At 73.8% G+C, this 19,372-nt stretch carries 16 protein-coding genes; 7 read left to right on the top strand and 9 right to left on the bottom strand.

Translation table 11 applies throughout. The features are described 5' to 3' along the window. Nucleotides 1-63 precede the first annotated feature (63 nt). Both D6689_02675 and D6689_02680 read left to right on the top strand, forming a co-directional pair. Nucleotides 64-1,041, top strand: a complete 978-nt coding sequence (locus tag D6689_02675; protein RMH44301.1) for an ornithine cyclodeaminase family protein — start codon at nt 64-66, stop codon at nt 1,039-1,041. Next, nucleotides 1,038-1,406 carry a hypothetical protein gene (locus D6689_02680; GenBank protein RMH44302.1) on the top strand — a complete coding sequence of 123 codons (369 nt, stop codon included), beginning with the start codon at nt 1,038-1,040 and terminating at the stop codon, nt 1,404-1,406. Before D6689_02675 ends, D6689_02680 begins: the two co-directional genes overlap by 4 nt. Nucleotides 1,407-1,431: 25 nt before the next feature. Here D6689_02680 and D6689_02685 read toward each other — a convergent pair whose 3' ends face one another. Then, on the bottom strand, nt 1,432-1,986 hold the full coding sequence (locus D6689_02685) for a hypothetical protein (GenBank protein ID RMH44303.1): 555 nt from the start codon (nt 1,984-1,986) through the stop codon (nt 1,432-1,434). Between the two features lie 85 nt (nt 1,987-2,071). On the opposite strand from D6689_02685, the gene D6689_02690 reads away from it, so the two are divergent. After that, nucleotides 2,072-3,484 (top strand): serine/threonine protein kinase, encoded by a 1,413-nt coding sequence (locus D6689_02690; GenBank protein ID RMH44304.1) that lies wholly within the window; start codon nt 2,072-2,074, stop codon nt 3,482-3,484. A 68-nt stretch (nt 3,485-3,552) separates the two neighbouring features. On the opposite strand, the gene D6689_02695 is transcribed toward D6689_02690, so the two are convergent. After that, entirely contained in the window at nt 3,553-5,943 is a 2,391-nt protein-coding gene (locus tag D6689_02695; GenBank protein ID RMH44305.1) for a carboxypeptidase regulatory-like domain-containing protein, read from the bottom strand. Between the two features lie 26 nt (nt 5,944-5,969). Here D6689_02695 and D6689_02700 point away from each other — a divergent pair, with 26 nt between their 5' ends. Continuing rightward, nucleotides 5,970-6,431, top strand: a complete 462-nt coding sequence (locus tag D6689_02700; protein RMH44306.1) for a hypothetical protein — start codon at nt 5,970-5,972, stop codon at nt 6,429-6,431. A gap of 151 nt (nt 6,432-6,582) precedes the next feature. On the opposite strand, the gene D6689_02705 is transcribed toward D6689_02700, so the two are convergent. Next, on the bottom strand, nt 6,583-7,473 hold the full coding sequence (locus D6689_02705) for a hypothetical protein (protein ID RMH44307.1): 891 nt from the start codon (nt 7,471-7,473) through the stop codon (nt 6,583-6,585). Nucleotides 7,474-7,593: 120 nt separating this feature from the next. On the opposite strand from D6689_02705, the gene D6689_02710 reads away from it, so the two are divergent. Then, nucleotides 7,594-8,244, top strand: a complete 651-nt coding sequence (locus D6689_02710; protein ID RMH44308.1) for a histidine phosphatase family protein — start codon at nt 7,594-7,596, stop codon at nt 8,242-8,244. A gap of 21 nt (nt 8,245-8,265) precedes the next feature. Here the strand turns inward: D6689_02710 and D6689_02715 are convergent, their stop codons facing one another. The 3 genes from D6689_02715 to D6689_02725 form a co-directional block, all read right to left on the bottom strand. Further along, complete coding sequence (locus tag D6689_02715) at nt 8,266-8,919, bottom strand: hypothetical protein (protein ID RMH44309.1); 654 nt, start codon at nt 8,917-8,919, stop codon at nt 8,266-8,268. 79 nt (nt 8,920-8,998) lie between these two features. Further along, nucleotides 8,999-9,850 carry a protease HtpX gene (locus D6689_02720; GenBank protein RMH44310.1) on the bottom strand — a complete coding sequence of 284 codons (852 nt, stop codon included), beginning with the start codon at nt 9,848-9,850 and terminating at the stop codon, nt 8,999-9,001. A gap of 60 nt (nt 9,851-9,910) precedes the next feature. Next, nucleotides 9,911-12,679, bottom strand: a complete 2,769-nt coding sequence (locus tag D6689_02725; protein ID RMH44311.1) for a TIGR03960 family B12-binding radical SAM protein — start codon at nt 12,677-12,679, stop codon at nt 9,911-9,913. A 25-nt stretch (nt 12,680-12,704) separates the two neighbouring features. On the opposite strand from D6689_02725, the gene D6689_02730 reads away from it, so the two are divergent. Further along, a complete protein-coding gene (locus tag D6689_02730; GenBank protein ID RMH44312.1) occupies nt 12,705-16,361 on the top strand; it encodes a hypothetical protein in 3,657 nt (1,218 codons plus the stop codon). A gap of 57 nt (nt 16,362-16,418) precedes the next feature. On the opposite strand, the gene D6689_02735 is transcribed toward D6689_02730, so the two are convergent. Together D6689_02735 and queD are read right to left on the bottom strand one after the other, a co-directional pair. Then, nucleotides 16,419-17,378, bottom strand: a complete 960-nt coding sequence (locus D6689_02735) for a hypothetical protein (GenBank protein ID RMH44313.1) — start codon at nt 17,376-17,378, stop codon at nt 16,419-16,421. Then, nucleotides 17,264-17,626 carry a 6-carboxytetrahydropterin synthase QueD gene (gene queD / locus D6689_02740; GenBank protein RMH44314.1) on the bottom strand — a complete coding sequence of 121 codons (363 nt, stop codon included), beginning with the start codon at nt 17,624-17,626 and terminating at the stop codon, nt 17,264-17,266. The genes D6689_02735 and queD overlap by 115 nt, the downstream gene beginning before the upstream one ends. 140 nt (nt 17,627-17,766) lie before the next feature. On the opposite strand from queD, the gene D6689_02745 reads away from it, so the two are divergent. Continuing rightward, nucleotides 17,767-18,987 carry an MFS transporter gene (locus tag D6689_02745; GenBank protein RMH44315.1) on the top strand — a complete coding sequence of 407 codons (1,221 nt, stop codon included), beginning with the start codon at nt 17,767-17,769 and terminating at the stop codon, nt 18,985-18,987. Here D6689_02745 and D6689_02750 read toward each other — a convergent pair. After that, on the bottom strand, nt 18,947-19,177 hold the full coding sequence (locus D6689_02750; protein RMH44316.1) for a hypothetical protein: 231 nt from the start codon (nt 19,175-19,177) through the stop codon (nt 18,947-18,949). The two genes, D6689_02745 and D6689_02750, sit on opposite strands and share 41 nt — an antisense overlap. Nucleotides 19,178-19,372: the final 195 nt, after the last annotated feature.

Consider the following 19,372-nt stretch of genomic DNA (forward strand, 5'->3'; position numbering starts at 1 on the left):
CCACCCGCACGCCGCCCGCGCCGCCCCGCACGCGCGCCCCCCGCGCCGCTGTATGGTTCGCCCATGAAGACCCGCGTGCTCACCCGCGCCGACGTCGACTCCGTTCTCACGATGAAGTTGGCCGTAGACGCCGTCGAGTCCGCGTTCGCCGCGCACGGCCGCGGCGACGCACATATGCCGGCCAAGGTCTATCTCGACCTGCCCGACCACCAGGGCGACTTTCGCGCCATGCCGGCGGCGCTCGACGGCGCGGCCGGCGTCAAATGGGTCAACTCCCACCCGCACAACCCCGAGCGGTTCGGGTTGCCGGCGGTGATGGGCGTGTTCGTCCTCAGCGATCCGGCCACCGCGTTCCCGCTCGCGGTGCTCGACGCCACGGCGCTCACCGCGGCGCGAACCGGCGCGGCCGGCGCGGTCGCCGCACGGTACCTCGCGCGCCGCGACGCCCGTACCGTCGGCTTCGTCGGTTGCGGCGTCCAGGCGCGAACGCTGTGGGCGGCGCTCCGCGTCGCGCTCGACCGCCCGCTCGACGCCATCTGCGCCGACGCCAACGCCGAAGCGGCCGACCGGTTCGCGGCCGAGATCGGCGGTTCCGTCGGGTCGGTGCAGGACGCAGCCGGCTGCGACATCGTGTGCACCGCCACGCCGTCGCGCGCCCCGATCCTCGACCGCGCGTGGGTGCGGCCCGGCACTCACATCAACGCGATGGGGGCCGACGCCCCGGGCAAACAGGAACTCGACCCCGAGCTGCTCGCCGCCGCGCGCGTCGTGATCGACGACCCGCACCAGGCGCTCACCAGCGGCGAGGTCAACGCGCCGATCCGCGACGGCCGGCTCACACCGGACGCCGTCGCCACGACGCTCGGCGCGATCGTCGCCGGACGCGCGGCCGGCCGCACGCACGACGACGAGATCACCGTGTTCGACTCGACCGGCCTCGCCATTCAGGACGTGGCGCTGGCGCGCGCGGTCGTCCGCGCCGCGGCCGACTCGGGCGTCGGCATCGAGGTCGATCTCGTCGGGGTCGGCGACCGGCCGTGACCGCACGGCCACGTCCCGCCGAGACCCCCGACGTCCGTTGCGCCGCGTGCGGCCACCCGCTCACCGACCGCCGCGAACGCATCGAGGTCGACGGCGCGCATGAGCACGTCCGCGAAAACCCGCACGGCCACCGCTATCGGTTCGGCTGCTTCGATCGCGCACCGGGCGCCGTCGCCGCCGGCAACCAGACCGACGAATGGACGTGGTTTGCCGGCCACCGGTGGCAGACCGCATACTGTCGCGGCTGCGGCGCGCACGTCGGCTGGGCGTTCCTCACGAATGCCCGGCGCTTCTGGGGGCTGATCGCCGACCGGGTCACGCCGGCAGACGACGGCGCGCCGGACTCGCCGGCGCCGGGCCGCTGACGCCGGACGTACCGCGCCGGCTGCGCTACTTCGTCTCGAGCCGGAGCGCGAGCGTCTCGCGCTTCGGATCGCAGGTCGTGTCGGTACACACGGCGAACTTCAAGCTCGCGCGCAACACGCCTTCGCCCGCTTTCGCCGGCACGAGCTTGACGGCCCAGCTCGCGCCCTTTTCTTCGCTCTTTTCGACCGCGTCGGCGAGCGTCTGCTTCGGCTTGGCGACCGTCACCCCGGCAGGCGCCTCGACCGTGACGCTCGTCGGGAACTCGAGGTTGAAGTGCCATCCCGGCTTCGGGGTCACCTTGACGGTCACCGCGGCCTCTGCCCCGGCCGTCACGGCAGCGGGCGCCACGATCTCGGCGACGTACTGCGGCGTCTCACTGCGCGGCGTCGCCGGTGCCGTGGCCGCGGGTGCCGGCGGAGTCGCCGGTGCGGGCGCCGCGGCGGTCGGCGCAGGCGCGGGAGTCGTCTGGTGAGCCGCGCCTTTGTTGCCGTTGTCCGAACTCTTCGAGCAGGCGGGGACCGCCGCGAGCCCGAGGCTCGCGAGGCCGGCGGCGAGCCAGGTCCATCGCGTTGAAATCATCGAAACGACCTCCGTGAAGCGTGGTGCACGTACCCTACCAGACGCGCCCGGCGGCCGTCAGGTTACGCGCGCTGACGACCGCCGAATGTTCGCGAATTTCGAGAGGATACGCGATGCCTGCGCTACACTGAACGGCGTCGTGCGCCGCGCACACCAGTTGGGACGCTACCACCTGCTCGATCGCATCGCATTCGGCGGGATGGCGGAGATCTACCGGGCCAAGACGTTCGACGCCGACGGCCACGCGCACATGGTCGCGGTCAAACGCGTGCTCGCCCACCTGGCCGAGGACGACGACTTCATCCAGATGCTCGTCGACGAGGCCAAGATCGCGGGGCTGCTCAAACACCCGAACATCGCGCGCGTGTACGAGTTCGCGCGAGCCCACGGCGAGTACTTCATCGCGATGGAGCACGTCGACGGCAAGGATCTGCGGACGATCCTCGAGCGATGCCGGCAGCAGCGCCGGTCGATGCCGCCGCAACACGCCGCCTACATCGCGGCCGAGATCGCGGCCGGTCTGCACGCCGCGCACACGGCGGTCGACCGCTCGGGGCGGCCGCTGCGGATCGTCCACCGCGACGTGTCGCCCTCGAACGTCATCTGCGCGTACACCGGCGAGGTCAAGCTGTGCGATTTCGGCATCGCCAAGGCAACCCTGTCGAAGGTGAACACGAAGACCGGCGTCATCAAGGGCAAGGTCAAATACATGAGTCCCGAGCAAGCCCTCGGCCGCAAGCTCGACCAGCGCTCGGACTTGTTCTCGCTCGGCTCGTGCCTGTACGAGATGCTCACGCGCGTGCCGCCGTTTACCGCGACCAACGAGATGGACCTGCTCATCAAGGTGCGCGACGCCCGCTACCGGCCCATTTCGGAACTCGCGCCGGGCGTGCCGCCGGAACTCGAAGCGATCGCGGACAAATGCCTCGCGCGCTCTCGCGCACACCGCTACCAGACCGCCCTGGAGGTACAGCAGGCACTGCGCGGATTTCTCAACAGCTACATGCCGGGTTACACGCGCAGCCACCTCGGGCGCTACGTCCGCAAGATGTTCGCCGCCGAGATCGAACGCGAACTGCGCATGCTCGAGGAGTTCGTCGTCGCCGACACGCCGTCGGACGACGTCGGCGAAAACTTGATCGCGCGCGACCTCGGCCCGCGCGCGCCGTACACGAAGTTTACGCCGCGGCCCGGTGGCACTCGCGGCAAACCGGCGACGAACACGAGGGCCGAGGCCGCGGGAGACTTCGCCGACGACTCGCCGCAACACCTGTCGAACGCGACGACGCTGCAGCGCGACGGTGTGCGGCCGCGCGGCAAACGCAAGGGAACGGCGGCCTCGTCGAGTTTCGACATCCACGCATCCGAGACGTTGATCCTGGATCGCAACCGCGGCGCTCGGCGGGCGGCCGACCCGGAACGCGCCGACGACGACGGGTTCGACGAAGCCCTGCACAACGCGCCGACGCTGATTCTGGACCCGACGGACCGGAAGTGAAGCGGCTCGCGCCCGTCCGGTTTGCGCGACCGCGACCGTGCGCGGACCGGGCCCGCGGACGGCCCACGTCACGGCGCGCCGTCCGGCGGCACCGCCGACAGCGAGATCTCGAGGGTGACGAGTTCGTCGCCGGGCCGAAGCGGCACCCGCACCGCGCCGCGCGCCCGGCCTTTTCGCGCCTCCACCGCGACGTCGCCCGTGGGGACGTCGCGAAGCCGAAATCGGCCGTCCGCGTCGGTCTGCGCGGTGACGTCGCCGACGCGCACGGTCGCGCCGGCCACCCGCTGACCGTGCGCGTCGCGGACGACTCCCGCGACGGTCGCGCCCCGCTCGAGTTCCACCCGGACGTCGCGCGCCGTGATCGCCATCGGGCCGTCGCCGGCCGGGATGTCGACCCGCACGGTCCGCGGCACGTAGCCGGCCGCGCGCACGGTCACGCTCCACGCGCCGGGGACCACCGGCGCGACGGTCGCGGTTCCGCCGGCGACGCGCACCACCCGGCGCCGGTCGCCCGGGCCGACCGCAACCGCCTCGGCGGCGCGGATCGGGGAACCCGTGTGGGCGTCGCGCACGTCCAGCGTTGCCCCGCCGCCCGGCGACACGCGCAGCGTGACGTCGTCGCCGGGGTCGGCGCGGGCCGCCGCGTCGGGATACCCGGGGTGCGACACGACGACGTCGACGGGCCCGCGCGGCAGCCCGTCGAGCGAGAACCGGCCGGCCGCATCGGCGGTGGCGGTTCGCCCGGCCGCGCGCACGACCGCGCCGGCGGCGGGCCGTCCGAGTGGATCGACGACCCGGCCGGCGAGCCGCGCGTCGGCGCGTTCGAGCACGACCTCGAGCCGCCGCTCGCTCGCCGCCTCCGCCTGCGGCACCGGGGCGACCGCGGCATTCCATGGGGCGAAGCCCGGCGCCGTGACGCGCACTCGGGCGGCCTCGGCGATCGGCCGCAGGCGAAACTGGCCGCCGGCGTCCGTCACCGCGACCGCGAGCCGCCGGTCCCGGTCGACCGCGTCGGCCCGAACGGTTGCACCGGCAACCGGATGGCCGCCCGCGTCAACCACCCTGCCCGAAACGACTGTCCCCGGAGCGAGTCTCGCGATCACCGGGCCGACCTCCGCGCCGAGTGCGACGCCGACCGGCGCCGTACGGGCGGGGGCGAACGCCGGGTGCCGGATGTGCGCGCGATAGCGGCCGGCCGCGAGCCCGTCGATCCGCCACCGCCCGTCGGCATCGGTGACGAGTCCCCCCGTCGCCGGAGCCGCCGGCGGGTCTGATGCGCCGGGGTCCGCCGGGACCGCCGCGCGCACGCCGGGCGGCGGCGGATACGGGATCGGACCGAGGAGCACGCCCAGCTCGCCGCGCGGCACGAGCGTGCCCACACCCGCGGCGCCGGCCGCCGGCCGCGCGAACCGCCGGCGCTCTGCGCGCCGCGTCGCGTCGCTCACGACGACGGGGCCGCCGCCGGCGTCCTCTCCCTCGAGCCACACCACCGCGCCGGCGACCGGGACGCCGTGCGAGTCGAGCACCTGCCCGTGTACCGCGCCGCCCCGCGCGAGCGCGATCGTCAACGGCGGCGCGCGGCGGCTGTCGACCGCGAGCCGCTCTGGCTGCACGTAGCCCGGCGCATGCGCCTCGACGATCCACTCGCCGTACGGTACCGGCCCGACCGCAAACTGCCCGTCCGCGTCCGCCGTCGCCAGGCGCGGCGGCTCGTCGCCCTCCCCTGCGACGACCCGCACGCGGGCCGCCACGCCACGTCCCGTCGCCGCATCGACCACGCGGCCGCGCACGATCGCCCCCGGCTCGAACGCGAGGCGGACCGGCTCGTGCGGCCCCGGTCCGAACCGATCCACGACGACTGCGCGTGCGACGCGCTGTCCGTCGCGCGCCCACACGGTGTAGCTCCCTTCGGGCAGGTCGGCGAGCACGAACGCGCCCGTGGCGTCCGGTCGCGCGACGCGTTCGCCGCCCACCGCGTCGACCGCCACGACCTCGGACGCCGCACCCGCGCCGACCGCGACGCCCGCGATCGCGACGCGCCGCGCGGCGAGTACGACCAGCGGCTCGCCCGGCGCCGGCACGGCCGCCACGGTCGCCGGAAACACCGCCGCCCCCGCCAGTTCGATCCGGTAGGTCCCATGCGGAAGCCCAGCCAGTTCGAAGGCGCCATCGGCCGCGGTGACCGCCTGCGCGACCGCCGCGCCGCCGGCGAGCGCCCGCACGCTCGCGCCGGCGACCGGCCGGCCTGCGGCGTCGATCACACGGCCCGCGATGGCTGCGCGCGCCGCCACCGCCATGGCGCGCGCGGGCGCGTCGCGGGGCGCCGCCGCAGGGCCCGGCGCCGGCGCAGCGGGCCGATGCGCGGGTTGGCGTCTCGCCCACTGCGCGAGCGCGACCGCGGCGATCGCGGCCGCCAGCGCCAGCGCCGCCAGCGGGCGCACGAGCCAAGCATGGCGCATCCGTTTGGGAGATAATGCCAACGCTCATGAGCCTGTTCGAAAACGAGCGCGAGGCCAACCTCGAATCGACCGTCGCGATGGTCGAGGCCGTCCTGCGCGAGCTGGGCCACGATCCCGCCGCGCGCCGCACGGCCGGCACGCCGGAGCCGTCGTGGTCGTTTTCGCACGGGTCGACGCGCGTCCAGGTGTCCTTGGTCGAGCGCGACGAGTTCACGCACTTGCGCGTGGTCGCTCCGGTCATGCTCACGGACGCGCGCGTGGATACGCTCCGCCTGTACCGGCGGCTGCTCACGCTTCACGATCGCGACGTGTACGGCGCCGCGTTCGCGGCGCGGCAAAACGAGATCCTGATCGTAGCCGAGCGGTCGACCGTGGATCTCGACATCGGCGAGGTCCGCGACACGATCTTGCGCGTGCGCGACTACGCTGATCGATACGACGATCTGCTGGTGGAAGAGTTCGGCGGCCGCCTGCCGCACGACGCATGACGGCCGCGCCCGGCACGTCACGATCTGCGCCGCTTGGCTGCGCGGCGCAGCGCCGGCGGGGAGCAGCGGACGCATCGCCGAGACGCGGGCGGCGGGCGGGGCGCGCGCTCGTCCGCCGCGCCGCACGGGGCGCGGGCGCGCGACGCCGCGATCAGTTGCGACCGGGACGGTGGCGGCGCAGGCGTTCGATCTCGGCGTCGATCGCGTCGTCGTCGGGGTGCAGGATGCGCAGCCGTTCAAGCACTTCGATCTGCCGGCGCACGTCGCCGTCGCGCGCGTAGATCGCGCCGAGGTCCGCCAACATCTCGGACAGAATGTCCCGTTTCGACGAGGGCGCGAGCAGATCGGCGGTCAGCGGCTCCTCCGGGCCGGCGGCGTCCGCGAGCCGTGCGCGCAAATCGTCCTCGTCGAGGGTCATCCCGCGGGCGTGCGGGTCGATGAGCAGGCACTCGTCGACGTCGTCGCGCCGAACCAGGTAGCTGCCGGGGAACGAGACGCCCCAAAGCGGCACACCGATGCGGCGCCCCACCTCGATGTAGACGACCGCCAGCGCGATCGGCGCCCCCACCCACCGGTCCAGGACTTCGTTGAGAAACAGGTGTTTGGGATCGTCGCCGCTGTCGTCGCCGCGAAAGCCGAGCTGATCGAACAGCACCTCGTTGAGCGCCCGCACTTCGACGTGGCGCGACTTTTCGCGGTTGTCGATCGCGCGCGCGACCTGCGCCGCGAACCGGTCGAGCACGCCCAGGTAGTGCGACACGTCGAGCCCGTCGTACTCCCACTCGCCGATGAGCAGTGCGGCAACGTCGAGCGGCAGCTCGTCGTCCGGGCGGTCCACCACGTGGTGGAACAGGACGTGATCGGCCGATGCCACCGCGGTCAGTCGTCGCGCCCCGCCGGTCCCTCGACGCGGCGGACGCCGGTGAGCACGTTCGGCACGACGGCCGCCTCGTCGACGCGGCGCAGCGACGTGCCGTCGGCCGCGACGTAGTCGACGTGGGTCAACGTCATCAGCTGGACGGTGCCCTCCGGCGGCAGGCATGAGGCCACGTAGCCGACGATGCGCGCGCCGGTGTCGTACTCGAACTCGACGCGGTGGCTCACCAGGTCGCGCAGTTTTCCGTAGTCTGGCATCGCAGCCCTCCGTATATCATGACCGCCGATGACGGAGCCCGACCACTCCGCACAAACGCGCGTGGCGCTGGTCCGCCACGGAGAATCGGTGAGCAATGCGCAAGGGCGCTTCGCGGGCCACGGGCCGACGCCCCTGTCCGAGCGCGGTCGCGCGCAGGCCGCCCGCGCGGCCCGGGTGATCGCGGACCGGCTGCGGCCGACCGCCATCGTGTCGAGCGACCTGCCGCGGGCCCTGCAGACCGCCGAAGTGCTCGCCGACGTCGCGGGCCTCGACGTCGAGGTCGACCCCGGGTTTCGCGAGCGCGGCCTCGGCGTGCTCGAGGGGCTGGCGCTCGACGAGGTGCGGCGCGCGCACCCGGATGCGTGGCGCCGGCTCGCCGAGGTCGACCCGGACTGGGCGCCGGACGGCGGCGAGTCGGCCCGCGGGGCGTTCGAGCGGGTCGGCGCCGCTCTCGACGCGGTCGTCGCCCGGCACGCCGGCGGACGCGTCGCCGTCGTGTCCCACGGGTTCGCGATCTTCTGCGCGTTCGCGCACGCGTGCGGCATCGACCCGTTCGCCGCAGGCACACGAGCGTACATCCGGCCCGACAACGCGTCGGTCACAGCACTCGCGCGGGTCGGCGCGGCGTGGCGCATCGACGCCGTCAACGACACGCATCACCTGCGCGACGGCGCGTGACGTGCGCCCGAACGCCCGAGGTCAGCGAACCACCGTGTCGAGCGCGAGCTTGAGGCCGGCGGCCGGAATCTTCGCGCGCACCTTGCCTTCGATGTCGCCCGGGTTGCGGCTGCGCGCCTCGCCGTCGCGGTCGACGCGGGCGATCACGACGACGTCGCCCTCGAACTTCGTGCCCGGCATCATCACGTTGGCGCCGGTGAGCGAAAACTCGAGCGGAAGCGACGTCACCTCGATTCGATCGACCGCCATCGTGTTCCCGATGACCTCGCCGGTCACCGGGTTGATCGGCTTGACCATCAGATAGATCACGTCGCCCGGTTTGATCGCGGAGCGCGTCGCGTCGGTCGCGTCGATCGTGCCCTTGAGAAACTGGTTCGGGTCGACCGGCCCGCTGCCCATGCCCGCGTGCGGGTTGGCCATGCCCATACCGGCGTGCGGGTTGGCCGTGCCCATGCCCGCGTGCGGGTTGGCCGTGTCCATGCCCGCGTGCGGATCGCGCGCGGCCGGAGCCGCGACTTGCCCGAGAGCCGGCTCCGGCGGCTTGACCTGGCTCGCGGGCGGCAACCCCCGCCGGCCCTGGTCCGTCGCCGCATCGCGGTCTTTGCTGCACGCCGGCGCGAGCGCGAGCGCAACCGCCGCAAGCCACACCGGAGTCGAATTCCACTGGCTGCCCATGGGGCCAGGTGTACCGCGTTTCCCCCGCGCCGTCGACGCCCCGGAGACTTGGAGCACCGGCACGCGCGGTCGCCTCCGCTCACCCCGCCATCGCGCGCAGGCGGCGGATGCGCTCGGGCAGCGGCGGGTGGGTCGAGAACCACCGCAGCATCGACTGACCGGACAGCGGGTTGACGATGAACAAGCTCGCGGTCGCCGGCGCCGCCTCCGCCGCGTGCAGCGGGATGCGCCGGCTCGCCAGGTCGAGCTTTTCGAGCGCGCGCGCCAGCGCCTCGGGATCGCCGATGAACCGGGCGCCGGTCGCGTCCGCGTGGTACTCCCGGGCGCGACTGATCGCGAGCTGGACGATCGTGGCCGCGATCGGTGCGACGATGGCGAACGCGATCAGCGCGATGGGGTTGCCCCCCTCGTCGTCGTCGCGCGGACCGCCGAAGATCGCCGCCCAGCGCGCAACGGACGCGATGATCGAGATCGCGGTGGCGATCATCGCCGCGACCGACGCGATGAGGATGTCTCGGTTCTTGATGTGCGCGATCTCGTGCGCGATCACTCCGCGCAACTCGCGCTCGGACAGGATGTTCATGATCCCGGTCGTCACCGCGACGACGCCGTGCTGCGGGTTGCGACCGGTGGCGAACGCGTTGGGCGAATCGTCCTCCATGATGAACACGCGCGGCTTGGGGATGCCGGCGCGTTCGGCCACGTCTTGGACGATCGCGTGCAACCGCGGAGCCTCGCGCGGGGACACCTCCCGCGCGCGGTTCATCGCGAGCACGACCTTGTCGCTGAAAAAGTACGAAAAGAAGTTGAGCGCGACGGCGATCGCGCCGAACACCACGAGATTGCCCGTGCCGCCGACGAGCGTGCCGGCGCCGACCAACAACACGCTCAGACCGCCGAGCAGCGCGAGCGTCTTGAGCTGATTCTTCACGGTCGCATTCCCTCCGGGCGAGCGGCGCCCGCCGGCGCGACGCGATCGCGCCTCATCCGGTCACGCCGGCGCGCACACGATGGCTTCATCCCGACCCAACGTAGCCACGTCGCCGGCGAGCGCAAGGGGATCCAGGCGCGCGCCGTCGCTCGCAACCTTGCGAAACCCGAGGCGTGCGACCGGCGCGCCGGGGATCCCGAGGGCCGCGGCGACCTCGCTGGGCTTGGCCGATCCCTCCGCGCCGACCCGCACACGCGCGCGCAGCACCGCGTCCGCCGGCGGCCAGTCGAACAGCGCGCACATACCGGCGACCACCGCCCCGTCCACCACGTCCACCGCCACGAGATAGCGCCGCACGTCGACCACCTTGTCGCCGCGCGCGCACTCGAACGCATCGCGCGCCATCGCCGCCGCCGCGAGCCGCTCGGCGCGCGCCCGGTCCGCGCGCATGCCATCGTCCGGCGGCCGTACCGCCAGCTCGTATTCGTCGATCGCCTTGGACAACTTCGGCGCGCCATCGGCGCGGGCCGCCCCGGTGAACACCAGCCCGTCGGGCGCCACCTCGCGCAGGCGCTCCAACAGCACCTCGCTGGACAAGTCGTTCTCCAGCGCGACGTCGAACAGCTCCCCCGCGCTGGGCACGCCGAGCGACAGCGCCGGCGCGAACTGGACCAGCGGCTTGGGATGAAACCCCTGCGAGTACGCGACGTCGATGCCGGCGCGCCGGCACGTCCGCGTGAGCACCCGCATCGTGTCCAGATGGCCGAGGAACGCGAGGCGGCCGAGCTTGGCGTAGCGCACCCGGAACGAAAACCGGTCCCCCGCGGCGAACCGCGCGCGCGGCCGCGGGCGGCGGCGTCGGGCCGGCGCTTGCGCGGCCGCCGCCGTCGCTGCCGGCGTCCTCGGCTCCAGCGCCCCGAGCGCGCGCAGCGCGTCGAGCCGATCCGCGCGCATCTTCGTCAGGTCGCATGCGACGCCGCAGTCGTAACACACGAGCTTGCGGCGATCGGCCACCGCATCCGCGACGTTGGTGTGGTGGACGATGTCCCCGAACGGCTTGCCGCACGGCGGCGACAGCCGGTCCTTGAGGGCCTGGCGGTACTCGCGGAGCAAGAAGCCATCCTCGAGGCCGACATCGATGTGGTCCCACGGCAGCCGCGACGTCACCGGGATCGTGCCGAGCATCGCGTCCACGGGAACGCCGAGGTCAGCGAACACGGCGCGCCAGCGGTCGAGATCGAAGCACTCGTCCCAGCCGTCGAACCGCGCACCCCGCCGCCACGCCAGTTCGATCGCGTCGGCGAGTCGACGGTCCCCGCGCGCAAACACCACTTCGAGGAAGCTGATGCCGCTGTCGTGGTAGCGCAGGCGCACGCCGGTGCCGGCCGCGCGCTCGCGCAGCACCTGCTGCTTGCGCTCGATCTCGTCGAGCGGATCCATGGCGCACCACTGAAAGGGCGTGTGCGGCTTGGGGACGTGCGACGACACCGACACCGTGACCTCGGCGCGGCGCCCGGCGTACTGGCGCCCGATCGCGAGCACCCGCGCGCCGGTGTCGACGATGCCGGCGACGTCGGCGTCCGTCTCCGTCGGCAGGCCGATCATGAAGTACAGCTTGATGCGGTCCCAGCCGCGCGCGAACACGCGGTGTGCCGACTGCTCGATGTGCTCGTCGGTCACGTTCTTGTTGACGACGTCGCGCATGCGCTGCGTGCCCGCTTCCGGAGCGAACGTGAGACCGGTCGCGCGCACCGACGCGAGGTCGTCGAGGACGCTCTCGCTCAGGCCGTAGGCGCGAAGCGACGACACGGACAGCGACACCTTCTTCGCGCGCAGCCGCTCGGCGACCTCGCGCACCAGCGGTGCGATGCACGAGTGGTCGGCCGTCGACAGCGACGTGAGCGACGTCTCGTCGTAGCCGCCGCGGTCGACGTTGCCGACGATGGCGTCGACGATCTGCCGCGGATCGCGCTCGCGCACGGGCCGATAGATCATGCCGGCCTGGCAAAACCGGCACCCCTCCGTGCAGCCGCGCGCGATCTCGACCGACGCGCGGTCGAACACCGCTTCGGCGTACGGCACCGGCGCGTCCGTCGGAAACGGATACGCATCCAGGTCGTCGACCACCTGGCGCCGCACGCAGGTCGGCGCGCGCGGATCGATCGGCTCGCCGACGCAGACCATGCCGGTGTCGGCGTCCACGACCTCGCGGTACAGCGACGGCACGTACAGCGGGTAGCGCGCCGCCAGCTCTGCGAGCGCGTCGCGGCGCGCGCGACCGGCCCGCCGCATCGCGGCCCAGTCGACGACGAGCTGCGGCAACACCTCTTCGGCCTCACCGATGAACAATGCGTCGAAGAACGCGGCGACCGGCTCCGGATGCGTCGCGCACGGGCCACCGCCGACCACGAGCGGGTCGCGGTCGGCCCGGTCGGCGGCGCGCAGCGGCACGCCGCCGAGGTCGAGCATCGTGAGCACGTTCGTGTAGGTGAGTTCGTATTGCAGCGACACGCCGATGACGTCGAACGCCGACAGCGGGTCGCCGCTCTCGAGCGCGACGAGCGGCAGACCGCGCTCGCGCAGTTCGGCCTCCATGTCCAGCCACGGGCAGAAGCACCGCTCGCAGCCGATTCGCTCGTCGCGGTTGAGCCGCGTGTAGAGGATCTTCGTCCCCAGATGCGACATCCCGATCTCGTAGACGTCGGGAAACGCGAGGACCACGCGCGCGTCCACCTGCGCCGGATCCTTGCGGACCTGGTTGTACTCGCCGCCGAGGTACCGCACCGGCTTGGCGACGCGCCCAATGAAATCCGCATAGATGTGACGCATGGTGAGCCCGTTATAATCGAATTCGATGCAGGTCGCCGGGGAAACCCCGCGTCTCGCCGTCAGGCCCGGCGACACGATCGGCCGCTACCGCGTCGAGGCGCCGCTCGGTGCGGGCGGAATGGGGGAGGTATACGCCGCGCGGACGGTCGACGGCGGCCGCCCGGTGGCGCTGAAGCTGGTGCGCACGCGGTCGCCCGGCGCCATCGCGGCGCTCAAGCGCGAGTTTCGCGCGCTCGCCGACGTCGTCCACCCCAACGTGGTGGCGCTGCTCGAGCTGGTCGCGACCGGCGGTCACTGGTTCGTGGCGATGGAGCGCATCGACGGGGTGCCGATCACCGAGTGGGCGCGGCCCGGCGGCCGTCTCGACGCGACGCGCGCGCGCGCGGCGCTCGCCCAGGTCGCCGACGGCGTCGCGGCGCTGCACGCCGCCGGCATCCTGCACCGCGACGTCAAGCCGTCGAACGTGCTGGTCGACGGTGGCGGCCGCGCGGTGCTGCTCGACTTCGGCCTCGCGGCGCCGGTCGACGATGCCGGCGACGCGGCGCCTGCGCTCGTTGGCACGGCCGCGTACGCGTCGCCGGAACAGGCCGCGGGCCGGACCCCGCTGTCGCCGGCCACCGACTGGTATGGAGTCGGCGCCGTCCTGTACGAGATGTTGACCGGCGCCCCACCGTTTTCGGGCCCGCTGCTGGCCGTGTTGCGCGCCAAGCAGGAACGCGACCCGCCGCCGCCGTCGGTGGTCGCGCCCGGCGTGCCCGCCGACCTCGACGCGCTGTGCGTCGCGCTGTTGCAGCGCGATCCGGGCCGGCGGCCGGCGGGAGAGGACGTGATCGCGCGGCTGTCGCCGCGGCGCCGTCCGCGGCCGGCGCGGCGCACCGCGCCGCCGGTTCCCTTCGTCGGCCGCGACCGCGAACTCGCCGCACTGGACGCGGCCCTGCGCGCGTCGCGCACCGCGCCGGTGGTCGTGCGGCTGCGCGGCCCGTCGGGCATCGGCAAGTCGGCGCTCCTCGGCGAGTTCGGCCGGCGGGCCGCCGCCGCCGGCGCGATGGTCGCTGCCGGTCGCTGCTACGAGCGCGAAGCCACGCCGTACAAGGGCGTCGACATGGCGATCGACGCGCTGTCGCGCCAGCTCGAGGCGCTGCCGGCCGGCGACGTCGTGCCGCTTTTGCCGGCCGGCATGCCGGCGCTGGTCCAGTTGTTTCCGCCGCTGGCGTGGGCGCTTCGGCTCGAACCCGGCGGCCGCGCCCGCACCGAACCGACCGATCCCCACGAACGCCGCCGCCGCGCGTTCGCGGCGCTGCGCGAGCTGCTCGCCGGCATCGCGGCGCGCGCGCCGGTTGCGCTCGTCGTCGACGACGCGCAATGGGTCGACACCGACGGCGCCGACCTGATCGCGGAGGTGCTGCGCGGCCGAGACGCGCCACCGGTCTTGTGGGTGCTCGGTGAGCGCACCGGCACCGCCGGCGGCGCGGTCGACGCCGTGTTGCGAGCCGCGGCCGCGCCGCCGCGGACGGTGGACGTCGGCCCGCTGGACCCCGACGCGGCGGGACGCCTCGCCGCGCGGCTGCTCGCGGACCAGGGCGCCACGCCCGATGCCGCGCGCGCGGCCGCCCTCGCGCGCGACGCCGGCGGCAACCCGTACCTGATCGCCGAGCTGTGCTGCGATCCGGACATCGCCGGCTCAGCCCAGGCGGTGGCGCTCGACGCGATCCTCGCGCGCCGCATCGCCGGCCTGTCGGCTGCGCAGCTGCAGCTCGTACGCGTGCTCGCGGTGGCGGCCCGCCCGGTTCCGCGCGGCGTCGCGGTGCGCGCCGCTCGCGCGCTCGGCGGCGCGACTCCCGATCCGACCGCCGCCCTGCAGCGCGCGCGGCTGGTGCGCGCGCACGGGCCGCGCGACGCCGACCTCGTCGAGCTGTTTCACGACCGGATTCGCGACGCGGTGCTCGCCGACATGACCCGCGACGCGGTGCGCGACGCCCAACGACAGCTCGCCGCGGCCGTCGAGCGCCACGGCCCCGGCGCGGCCGACTCGGACGCGCTCGCCGAGCTATACGCCGCCGCGGGCGACCGCGATCGCGCGCTGGGCCACGCGCGCATCGCCGCGCTCCGCGCGGCCGCCGCCCTCGCCTTCGATCGTGCCGCGCGCAACTATCGGCTGGCGCTCGAGCTCGCCGACCGCGCCGGCGACGACGTGCGGCTGCAACTGTACGTCGGGCTCGGCCATGCGCTCGCGGGCGCTGGACGCGGGCGGGACGCGGCGGACGCGTTTCTCGCCGCGTCGAAGCTCAGCGGCGGCGTCGACGCGCTCGAACTGCGCCGGCGCGCGGCCGACCAGCTGCTGCGCGCCGGCCACATGCAGGCCGGCCTCGATACGATCGAGCCGGTGCTGCGCGCGGGCGGCATGTCGCTGCCGGCCACGCCGCGCGCGGCGCTGGCGCCGCTGGCGTGGGGCCGCATCCGCAACCGCGCGCGGGGACTTCGCTTTCGCGAGCGGCGGACCGACGACATCGCCCCCGAGGCGCTCGTCGCCGTCGACGCGTGCCACGCGCTCGTCACCGGCCTGGCCAGCGTCGATCCCATCCGGGCGATGACGTTCCAGACGGAACACCTGCGCCGCGCGCTCGCCGCCGGCGAGCCGGCGCGGGTCGCCCGCGCGATCGCCGCCGAGGCGGGCCACATCGTCGCGCGCGCCGGCCGCCACACGCCGCGATCGCGGCGGCTGCTCGCCCGCGCCGCGGCGATCGCCGACCGCGTCGCCGAGCCGCGCGCCGTCGCGTTCGTCGCCGGCGCGCACGCCATCTGTGCGTTCCACGCGGGCGACTGGCCGCGCAGCCGCCGCCTCGCCGAACGCACGCTCGAGCTGTTGGCCGGATGCACCGACGTCGCCTGGGAGACCGGGACGGCACAGATCCACTTCAGCTTCGCCGCCGCCAACGCCGGGCAGCTCACCGACCTGGCCGCGCGCATCGACGGCTGGATCGCCGACGCCGACGACCGCGACGACGTCTACGCGGGGTCGATGCTGCGGTTTCCCGGCATCTACGTCCACCTCGCGCGAGACGAACCGGCGCACGCGAGACGGGACATCGCCACCGCGCTGGCGCCCTGGCCCGCAGACGTCCTGTGCATCCAGCGCTGGAACGGCGTGCTGTATTCGGTCCTCGTCGACCTGTACGAGGGAGACGTGGACGCCGCGTGGCGTCGGTGGCAGGAAAGTTGGCCGCGCTATCGTCGGTCGCTGGTGCGCCACGTCGCGCAGGTCCGGGGTATGGCCGACACCCTGCGCGCGAGCACCGCGGTCGCCGCCGCTCGGCGCCGCGGCGCGCGCGGTCGCCGCCGCGAATGGCTCGCGATCGCCCGCCGCCACGCGGGCGCGCTGTCGCGCCACGCCTCCCCGTGGGCGCGCGCGATGGCGATCGCGATAGACGGCGCCGCGGCGCACGCTGCCGGCGACGCTGACCGCGCCCTGCGATTGCTCGCCGCCGCCGACCGCGCGCTCGACGCCGCCCACATGCCCCACGTGGCCGCCGGCGTGCGGCGCGTGCGCGGACAACTCGTCGGCGGCGACACCGGACGCGCGATCGTCGCCGATGCCGACCGCGCGCTGCGCGCCCTCGGCGTGCGCGATCCGGCGGCGATCGCCTGCGCGATCGCACCGGGGTTCGCCGGCGGCGCTTCGTAACGCGCGACGCGGCGCCGTCAGCTGTTGCCGCGGGCCGTCCCGTCCACCGCGGCGCCGTCAGTCCGGAGCGATCTGGACGTCGGCATACACGCCGTAGTGGTCGCTGCAACAATCTCCGCGGTCGTCTCGCTCCGCGAGGCACACATCCGCGTCCACGACCGTGCCGCGGCCGTCCTTCGCCCGCGTCGTCACGAACACGAAGTCGATGCGCCGGTCGATGTCGAGCGACCGCAGCGCGCGGGTTTGCGGGTTCTGTGCGCACCAGGTCCAGCCCGGTTCGCCCGGATGCACGCGCGCGTAGGCGTCCTGGTAGTGGGTGCGCCGCCCGTCGAGCGTCGTGCGGCCGAGCAGGAATCGGATTTCGTCGTGGTCGGCGGTCGCGTTGAAGTCGCCGCACAAGAGCTGGGGCCGATCCGTGTCGATCGCCCGGATCGCCGCGTCGACCGCGACGACCTGGCGCTCGCGCGCGACGCCGTCGTCGAGTCGCCAGTTCAGGTGGGTGGTGTGGCACCACACGTCGCCCGCGGGCGTGGCCACGCGCGCCGACAGCAGAATGCGCGCCTCCGTCGGCCGGGCGTCCGGCAGTCGCGTCACGCGGTGTTCCGCGATCGGGTGGCGCGACACGATCGCGAGCCCTTCCTCTCCCCCCGGGTGGCCGGGAAAGAACGCGTCGTCATCCCAGCGGAGCGCCACCTCGTAGACGGCGCGCATGCCGAGGCGATCGGCCAGCTCGTCCGCGGTCGTGCGACCGGACCGGCCGTCGAGGGGCCGCACCTCCTGCATCCCGATCACGTCGGGCGCCATCTTTCGCAGCTGGCGTTCGGCCAGCGCGAGCCGCCGCGCGACGTCCGGCTCGACGCCCCAGAAGTTGATGGTGACCACCCGCAGCACGTTCACGGTGGTCACTGCCCGCGGTAGACACACCGAGACGACCGGGTCTCGGCCACGGCCACGGCCGCGACCATCGGCAGCCGCGCGCGAATGCGGTCGTAGATCCACCGCGTGAGGTGCTCGCACGTCGGGTTGTCGAGCCCGTCGATGTCGTTGAGGACGCGGTGGTCGAGCTGCGCGATCAGCGGACGGACGACGGCGTCGATCTCCGCGAAGTCGACGAGCCAGCCGAACTCGGGGTCGACCTCGCCCGCCACGGTTACCTGCACCTCGTAGCTGTGTCCGTGCATCCGTGCGCACTTGTGGTCCGGAGGCACCTTGGGCAGCCGGTGAGCCGCCTCGAACTTGTAGTCGCACACGAGTTCGCATCGCATCGCACCGCACGAGGTATCACGCGGTCTTTGCCCTGCCAACCCTCGCGCGCGGCACCGACTCCGTACACGCCGCTACGCGGCCTCGACCTGCGGTAGGTTCGCGGCGCCGGCCGGCACCGCGCCGCCGCCGGCGAACACCGATGCCCACCCCCGCACCGACGCCCTACCGCGCCCTCGACCGCCGGATCTGGCTGCTGGCGGGAGCGCGCGCGGTCAACACGGCCGGGCTGTCGTTGGCCATGGCGTTCATGGCGATCTACCTGGTGACCGAGCGCGGTCTGTCGGGAACCGTCACCGGCGTCCTCTACGCGGGCGCCAATCTGCTGCAGGCCGTCAGCCAGGGGCTCGCCGGCGACGTGTCCGACCGGATCGGCCGGCGCGTAACGATGGTCGCCGCGCTCGCCGGCCGCGCCGTCCTCGTCACCGCGCTCGGGATCGCGGTGACCGCGAACGCAGCGGTGTGGGTCGTCGTCGCGCTGCTGTATGCGAGTTGGATCGTGCGCGGCTGGTTCGAGCCCGTCGCCTACGCGGCGGTCGCCGACGTCGCCCCACCCGACCAGCGCGTCGCCGCGATCGGGTTGCAGAAGATCGGTGTCAACCTCGGCTGGGCGGTCGGCCCCGCGGCCGGCGGCTTCTTGCTGCGGTGGTTCGACTACGGCGCCGTGTTCTTCTTTGCCGCGCCGATCATCGCCGCCGCCGCCGCGGCCGTCGCCTGCTACCGCGATCCGCCTCGCCGCACGCCGGCGCGTCGCGCGCGCGTCCGACCGCCTGCGCTGCCCCTGCGAGTGTGGCTGTTCCTCGCGTGCGCGCTGGTGTCCGGGTTGGTGCATGGACAACTGTTTTCGACGTTTTCGCTGTACGTCAAAGCTGGGGTCGGCCTCGGCGAGGACGCGCTCGGAGCGCTGTGGACCATCAACGCGGTGTGCGTCCTGGCGCTGCAGCTTCCGGCCGTCGCCGCGGTGCGGCGCGCCGGCACCCGCGTCGCGCTCGTCGCGGGCGCCGTCCTGTACGTCGCGGCATTCGTCGGCTTCGGCGTCGCCCCCGGGTTCGCCGGCCTCGCCGCGTCGATGATCGTCCTCACTGCGGGGGAGGTCGTCCTCGAGCCCGCTCAGCAGGCGATGGCCGCGCGCCTGGCGGACCCAGAGCGCATGGGGCGCGCGATGGGCCTTCTCGGATTCATGCGCATGTTCGGGCTCGCGTTTGCGCTGCTCGTCGGCGGCGCGGCATTCGACGCGTTTCCCGATCGGCCGCTGGCCATGTGGTCGGTGCTCGCGGCGATCGCCGCCGCCCTCGCCGCCGGATACGCCGCGTTCGGCGCGGTCACGCGCCGGCAGGCGCGGCCACCGGAGGCCCACCCATAGACGACCGGCCGGTGCCGCGCCCCCACGAGCGCGTCAGCGCCGCGCCGGGACACACCAGCCGGTCGGCCACGTCGTGCACGCCCGACCCGCCGTCGGCCGCCGGCACCCGCCACTCGATCGGGTTTTCGTCGCCCGGCCCCACCGCGTTCGACCCGTCGTGCACCACCGGCACCGCCTCCTCGGCCGTCATCCGGGCCGGCGCGAGCGCGGGCGCCGGCGCACCGGTAGCCGTCCGGCGGCGCGCCGACGATGCGGAACGTGCCGCCGGTGGTGTTGGTGCAATCCGTCGTCCGCGAATCGCCCGGGTACGGGTTGGACATGCGGTTGGTGCGCCACCGGCACGCCGCCGCGTCGCGTGTCATCCGGGCCTGCCGGCACGAGCGCG

It is taken from the genome of Deltaproteobacteria bacterium (assembly GCA_003696105.1).
Lineage (GTDB): Bacteria > Myxococcota_A > Polyangia > Haliangiales > J016 > J016.

Bases quoted from the DNA above. Each gene is read 5' to 3' on its own strand.
- D6689_02715 (RMH44309.1), bottom strand. From the start codon at position 8,919: ATGGGCAGCCAGTGGAATTCGACTCCGGTGTGGCTTGCGGCGGTTGCG.
- D6689_02705 (RMH44307.1), bottom strand. From the start codon at position 7,473: ATGCCTGCCGCCGGAGGGCACCGTCCAGCTGATGACGTTGACCCACGT.
- D6689_02695 (RMH44305.1), bottom strand. From the start codon at position 5,943: ATGCGCCATGCTTGGCTCGTGCGCCCGCTGGCGGCGCTGGCGCTGGCG.
- D6689_02690 (RMH44304.1), top strand. From the start codon at position 2,072: ATGTTCGCGAATTTCGAGAGGATACGCGATGCCTGCGCTACACTGAAC.
- D6689_02700 (RMH44306.1), top strand. From the start codon at position 5,970: ATGAGCCTGTTCGAAAACGAGCGCGAGGCCAACCTCGAATCGACCGTC.
- D6689_02675 (RMH44301.1), top strand. From the start codon at position 64: ATGAAGACCCGCGTGCTCACCCGCGCCGACGTCGACTCCGTTCTCACG.
- queD (RMH44314.1), bottom strand. From the start codon at position 17,626: ATGCGATGCGAACTCGTGTGCGACTACAAGTTCGAGGCGGCTCACCGG.
- D6689_02685 (RMH44303.1), bottom strand. From the start codon at position 1,986: ATGATTTCAACGCGATGGACCTGGCTCGCCGCCGGCCTCGCGAGCCTC.
- D6689_02730 (RMH44312.1), top strand. From the start codon at position 12,705: ATGCAGGTCGCCGGGGAAACCCCGCGTCTCGCCGTCAGGCCCGGCGAC.
- D6689_02710 (RMH44308.1), top strand. From the start codon at position 7,594: ATGACGGAGCCCGACCACTCCGCACAAACGCGCGTGGCGCTGGTCCGC.
- D6689_02725 (RMH44311.1), bottom strand. From the start codon at position 12,679: ATGCGTCACATCTATGCGGATTTCATTGGGCGCGTCGCCAAGCCGGTG.
- D6689_02745 (RMH44315.1), top strand. From the start codon at position 17,767: ATGCCCACCCCCGCACCGACGCCCTACCGCGCCCTCGACCGCCGGATC.
- D6689_02750 (RMH44316.1), bottom strand. From the start codon at position 19,177: ATGACGGCCGAGGAGGCGGTGCCGGTGGTGCACGACGGGTCGAACGCG.